The sequence below is a fragment of the Paraburkholderia strydomiana genome (genome assembly GCF_046030495.1).
In the GTDB taxonomy this organism is placed as follows: domain Bacteria; phylum Pseudomonadota; class Gammaproteobacteria; order Burkholderiales; family Burkholderiaceae; genus Paraburkholderia; species Paraburkholderia strydomiana_A.
This window is the reverse complement of the sequence record NZ_JAQQCJ010000056.1, coordinates 1-5423: the sequence shown is the minus strand read 5'-3', so window position 1 is coordinate 5423 and position 5423 is coordinate 1. Positions and strand designations below refer to the sequence as shown.

At 61.4% G+C, this 5423-nt stretch carries 9 protein-coding genes; 2 read left to right on the top strand and 7 right to left on the bottom strand.

Features of this window, described 5'->3' with window-relative positions; translation table 11 throughout:
• Nucleotides 1–107: 107 nt before the first annotated feature.
• On the top strand, nt 108–581 hold the full coding sequence (locus PQQ53_RS34780; RefSeq protein ID WP_408329219.1) for a cytochrome P460 family protein: 474 nt from the start codon (nt 108–110) through the stop codon (nt 579–581).
• Between the two features lie 113 nt (nt 582–694).
• On the opposite strand, the gene PQQ53_RS34775 is transcribed toward PQQ53_RS34780, so the two are convergent.
• From PQQ53_RS34775 to PQQ53_RS34745, 7 genes are all read right to left on the bottom strand, one after another.
• On the bottom strand, nt 695–1177 hold the full coding sequence (locus PQQ53_RS34775) for an MEKHLA domain-containing protein (RefSeq protein ID WP_408329216.1): 483 nt from the start codon (nt 1175–1177) through the stop codon (nt 695–697).
• A 107-nt stretch (nt 1178–1284) separates the two neighbouring features.
• Nucleotides 1285–1782: an RNA polymerase sigma factor gene (locus PQQ53_RS34770; protein WP_408329213.1), complete on the bottom strand. Its 498-nt coding sequence runs from the start codon at nt 1780–1782 to the stop codon at nt 1285–1287.
• 276 nt (nt 1783–2058) lie between these two features.
• Nucleotides 2059–2475 (bottom strand): organic hydroperoxide resistance protein, encoded by a 417-nt coding sequence (locus PQQ53_RS34765; RefSeq protein WP_408150857.1) that lies wholly within the window; start codon nt 2473–2475, stop codon nt 2059–2061.
• Nucleotides 2476–2500: 25 nt separating this feature from the next.
• The gene (locus tag PQQ53_RS34760; protein ID WP_408329211.1) at nt 2501–2788 is read right to left on the bottom strand and encodes a hypothetical protein; all 288 of its coding nucleotides are present in this window, start codon (nt 2786–2788) and stop codon (nt 2501–2503) included.
• 112 nt (nt 2789–2900) lie between these two features.
• Complete coding sequence (locus tag PQQ53_RS34755) at nt 2901–3137, bottom strand: DUF4148 domain-containing protein (RefSeq protein WP_408329208.1); 237 nt, start codon at nt 3135–3137, stop codon at nt 2901–2903.
• Nucleotides 3138–3495: 358 nt separating this feature from the next.
• Complete coding sequence (locus tag PQQ53_RS34750; protein ID WP_408150862.1) at nt 3496–4029, bottom strand: thioredoxin family protein; 534 nt, start codon at nt 4027–4029, stop codon at nt 3496–3498.
• Nucleotide 4030: 1 nt separating this feature from the next.
• Complete coding sequence (locus tag PQQ53_RS34745) at nt 4031–4747, bottom strand: cytochrome c biogenesis CcdA family protein (protein WP_121323680.1); 717 nt, start codon at nt 4745–4747, stop codon at nt 4031–4033.
• A 253-nt stretch (nt 4748–5000) separates the two neighbouring features.
• On the opposite strand from PQQ53_RS34745, the gene PQQ53_RS34740 reads away from it, so the two are divergent.
• On the top strand, nt 5001–5423 hold a 423-nt coding region (locus tag PQQ53_RS34740; protein ID WP_408329205.1), incomplete at its 3' end, for a response regulator transcription factor.

Genomic DNA, 5423 nt, shown 5'->3' with positions numbered 1-5423 from the left:
CGTGCGTCTCTAGACCCTTGTCCTTATGCAAGAAAGTCTTCACATAGTCCACTGATCTCGAGGAAACCTGGATGCGAACGATCCGGACAGCATGCGCGTTAGCGCAAATGGCGCTCCTGCTTTCTGCGTTACCGAGTCAGGTCATGGCGCAAGATGCTCATGCGGCGCGCTCGCCGATTTACGGCGTGACGATTCCCGAAGGCTACCGGAAGTGGGAAATGATCGCACCAGCCGAAGAAGCCGCGCCACTCGACGAACTTCGCGTTGTCCTCGGCAATCCCGCGGCCGTGAAGGCGATCGAGAACTCGACAATGCCGTTTCCGGACGGCGCTATTCTGGTCAAGCTCGCATATAAGCGGAAGCAGTCTCCGGAATTCGAAACGGCGACTGTCCCGGGTCAGGCGACGACGGTGCAGGTGATGGTGAAAGACTCACGCCGATATGCCTCGACGGGCGGCTGGGGTTATGGCCGCTTCATTAACGGACAGCCCGCCGATCTCGCACAGCATCAAACGTGTTTTGCGTGTCACGAAGCACGCGTGAAAAGCCGCGACTACGTTTTCACGCATTTCGCGCCGTGATGTTGCGTTTGATTGCAGGCACGCACGCGGTTACATGAGGTTGGCGGGAACTGAGCGCGATGATCGATACCTTCGATCATCGCGCTTCTGTTCGTGCCGGCTACGACGCGATCTCACACGCCGGATGTCGACGGAATGAGCGCCGCCTGGCCGCAGTAAACGCCGGCATCATCGTGCAATTGCCAGACCACCACGTTATCGATCCAGAAGCGCTTGCCCGACTTCGTCACACGCATGCCACGATACGCGGAGACAAAACCATCGCGTTCCACCTGCTCCAGAAAGGCCCGGCGTTCGTCGCGATCGGGCGCTTCCGCTGACAAGCGGGAAGGCAACCTGGTCAGTTCGTCCCAATCGTATTCGAACAGTTTTTGCGCCGTCATGTTGCCGTACACGAACACCGGGTCCGCCATGGTGTTGTGCGCGAGCAGGCCGAACGGCGCGCTCTCGTAAAGCCAGCGCGGCGTGTCTTCGATCGACACGTGCTCGGGGACGAGCGGCTTGCCGAGCAGGCGCGAGTAGCTGTTTGACAGTAGTTTGAAAAAGCCGGGATCGGTGCGCAGGCTCGTTTCCGTGCGTCGCTGTGCGGCGTCCATCTGCGATTTCTCCTAAAACGGTGGGAACACGAAGTGTGGCCCAAGCCGGCGGCAATGTCACGATGGCGGGAGCGCGAAGCAGGGTCGTTGCCGGACTGTTCCCCGACCTAGTCTTTGAACAGGGCGCCGATGGCCCGGCGAGCTCGTGAGAGCCGGCTCATGATCGTGCCGATAGGCACACCGAGCGCGTCGGCTGCCTCGTGGTAGCTCAGTCCCTCGACACCGACCAGCAGTACGACCGCACGTTGGGCTTCAGGCAATGCCTGCACGGCGCAGACGATCTGCCGGTCCATTGCATGCTGTTCCGGCGTGGCGGCCAACGGGTCGGCGACCGTCTCCAGAAACTCGCGGTCACAATCCACATTGCCGCGGCTGCGCACGTTGCGCGCGCGCTGTTCGTTGATCCATATGGACTGGACGATCGAGAACATCCAGCTAAGCGGCGCGGAGCCCGGTCGCAACTGATGCGTGCGTTCCAGTGCCCGTACGCAGGCGCGCTGCACGAGGTCTTCCGCGTCGTGCTGATCGCCCGAGAGGCGCAACGCGAACGCCCATAATCGCGGCAGCATGCCTGGAAGCATGCTGGCCAAGTCTGCTCCAGTCATCGACGTTGTTCCTTGTTTGATGTCGTATAGCTGGCTTTCCGGGGGCGACGAAGATCGGTATGTATGACGTCGGTCGAATCCGGTCGGGAAGATAGATGTATCCGTCATCCGCATCGGCGTACTCGTTCAGTTTGGCGGCGATGATGACAGCCCAGCGAAAAAAAAGCCGGCGCACCTTATCGGAATGCGCCGGCCTGGCTTGCGAAGATCAAGCGCTATTGCACTGGGCGCGTGACCATTCGGTGGGCGTCAGGCAATAGCGCGAGGCAGCGCGGCTTAGACAACGGTAATGACGACGTCGATATTGCCGCGCGTCGCTTTCGAATACGGACACGTTTGATGAGCCCTGTTCGCCAGCTCTTGCGCGACTTCGCGGTCGAGACCCGGCAGGCTGACGTTCAGGCGAGCCTGCAGGAGGTATGCATCGCCATTCATGCCCAGATCGACTTCTGTGTCGACGGCGGTATCGGCGGGTAGCGCGACTTTCAACTGTTTCGCGGCGATTCCCATTGCGCCGATGAAGCACGCCGACCAGCCGGCGGCCAGCATCTGCTCCGGATTCGTGCCGGCGGCGGAACTGCCCGGAGGGGACAGCTTGACGTCCAGTCGACCGTCGTTACTGCGCGACGCGCCGTCGCGGCCGCCGGTTGTGTGGGTGTTGGCGGTGTACAGCACTTTTTCGATGCGGGTCATGATCGATATCCTTTGCGTGATGGGTTTAGTGATGCGAGTAGGTGGAAAGCGGTGCATTCAGTGCAACGCGTGCTCCCGATTCGGAAGCCGTATCGCGCACGCCGCCGTAAGACTGCGTCGCCGTCTCGGCGTTGGCGATGGCCTGCGCCTGCTCGGTGCGAACCGTCTGCGCACTCTGGCCGCGTTGCGATGCCGGTGCGCCCGCGAGCGGGTCGTAATGCGGCGCGGGGCCGTAGCCGCTGCTGGCGAAAGCGGGCGATACGATGGCGGCGCTCGCGGAAAGAAGTGCGGCGACGACGAGACGCTTGATCATGATGGAACCTCGAAACGATAAGTTTGAAAGAGACGGTGCCTTGCGAATCGCGCCGGACATCCGGGGCACAGGGCCTTAACCGGAGCGGCGGCGCGATAAGTTCGCGTAGCGATCAGCTTCCCTGATAGAACTTGTTGAGCGCGGCAAGCTGACCGTCGTGCTGCGCGTGCACCAGTTCCTGACGAACTTCCTTGCGGGTCTTGCCCGTCGCGTTGGCCTGGTCGGGCGTCCACTGGTGTGTTTGCTGGGCGTCGAGCGTGGCTGCGTTGGCGTCGGCTGAAGGGACTGCGTAAGCCGAAGCCGTCGTGGCGAATGCGGCGAAGGCCAAAGCGATCATCGATACTTTCATGTCGTACTCCTGAAGCTGGATTAGTGAAGAGAATCCGTCGGTTGATCTGCGAAGTGCGCCGCGCTCAGGTGAGGTCTGCGGCAAGATCTTCATCAGTGTTCCGTCGTTGATGTATTAAAACCGGCGGAGGTATCTGGCTTGTGTCGGGAGATCGGACTATTGCAATGCTGTGTATCAACCCGATCGACATATACATTGCGATACAAAACGATGGCGAGCGTCTTTCAATCATTTGCAGCGGTCGAATACGTGTACACAAACCGTCGCTTTCACATCTTTCGTCATACAGAACAAAGGCCGCGGCAATGTCTTCGCATTACCGCGGCCCGTCCAGGCATGCCATCAAAAAAGTACCGCATCAATCCTTCTGCGCGAGCAGCGCCTGAATCGCCGCTTCCGTCTGCGCATAGTCGCCTTCGCCGAAGTGCGTGTACACGACCTGCCCTTTCTTGTTGAGCAGATAGAACGCGGGCCAGTACTGGTTGTTGTAAGCGCTCCACGTCGCGTACTGGTTGTCCTGCGCGACCGGATAGGTGATGCCGAAGCGCTTGATCGCGGTCTTGACGTTATCGGTGTTGCGCTCGAACGGATATTCGGGCGTGTGTACGCCAACCACCGTCAGTCCTTGATCCTTGTATTTCTGGTTCCAGCTTTTCACGTACGGCAGCGTGTTGATGCAGTTGATACAGGTGTAGGTCCAGAAATCGACCAGCACCACCTTGCCCTTCAATTGCTGAAGCGTGAGCGGCTCGCTGTTGAGCCATTGGTTGATGCCGGTGAATTCCGGTGCGGGCGGCCCGCTCTGCAACGGCGCGGCGAGGGCGGCGGTGCCGGTGGCGGCCGTAGCGGCAAAAGTCGCGGCGATAGCGAGTGTCTTGAGTTGGGAGAGCATGTCAAAGTCCTTTGAGAGAAGGGAAAATCGCGGCGATCCGGGCATAGACCAGAACGTCGTATTGCAGATAGATGGCGAGCGCAGTCAGCATCACCAGTACGCCGAATATCTGTTGCAGCAGTTGGGCGTGACGAGCCACCACGCGCACGCGTTGCGTCACGTAGTGGCCGCCGTAGATGATCGCGAGCATCGGAATGGCCGCGCCGATCGCATACGAGGTGAGCAGCAGCGCCGACCATCCGAGGTCCTGCGCCTTGACCACCAGCACCAGGATCGAAGCCAGCACCGGCCCCGCGCAAGGGGTCCAGACCGCGCCCAGCGACATGCCGAGCAGGAAGCCGCCCGCGTTGCCGCTGCCGGGCTGCCCGCCCGGCGCAATCACCGCGCCGATGCGCGCGAGCGGCGCCTGCAATTGCGCGACGAGCCAGTCATAAGGGCGCGGCCACAGACGTAGCAGACCCGACAGCGCGAGCAACGCGATGCCGGTATTGCGCAATGCCTGCTGGGCGACGTGAACCGTGCTGGACACGGCGCCCAGCAGCATCGCGAAGGACGCGAAGGTCAGAATGAAGCCGGCGATAATGAAGAGCGGACGCACGCGGCTCGGCCGTTCGACCGAGGTGCCGAGCAGAATCGGCATGACCGGCAGAATGCAGGGCGACGCGATGGTCAGCAGCCCGGCCAGCAAGGCGAGCGGCGTTTCGAAGGGACTGTGCATGGTGGACACTCCGTGAGCTGGTATGGCCGTATTGGAACGTCCGCACGTATCTGGCTTATGTCGGCAATGTCGCGCGCTTGCAATGTTTTGTGTCTGGCGAAGCTCGGGATACACTGCGACACAATTCGCCGTACGAGGCAGGCTATAAAGCGGGCATCGCCAGAAACAGGGTGCAGCCGGTACGTGATTCGCTTCCTCATACGAGCCGGGTGCAGTCGAAAACGCCAGCAACTTCCTGTACGAGACCCGAGTAATGGAAACGACCGACCACGTATTGATCGTCGACGACGACCGCGGCATCCGCGAACTGCTCGCCGGCTACCTCGAGAAAAACGGCATGCGCGTGTCGCTCGCGGCCAACGGACGGCAGATGCGCGCCGCGCTGGAGCAGGGCGCACCCGATCTGATCGTGCTGGACCTGATGCTGCCGGACGAAGACGGTCTGGTGCTGTGCCGTGAACTGCGCGCCGGCAAGTTCCGCACCGTGCCCGTGCTGATGCTCACGGCGCGTAACGAAGAAGCGGACCGGATCGTCGGTCTGGAAATGGGCGCCGACGACTACCTGACCAAGCCGTTTGCCGCGCGTGAGCTGCTCGCGCGAATTCGCTCGGTGCTGCGCCGCGCCAGGATGCTGCCGCCCGGCATGCAGGTGACGGAGTCGGTGCAAATGCTGGCG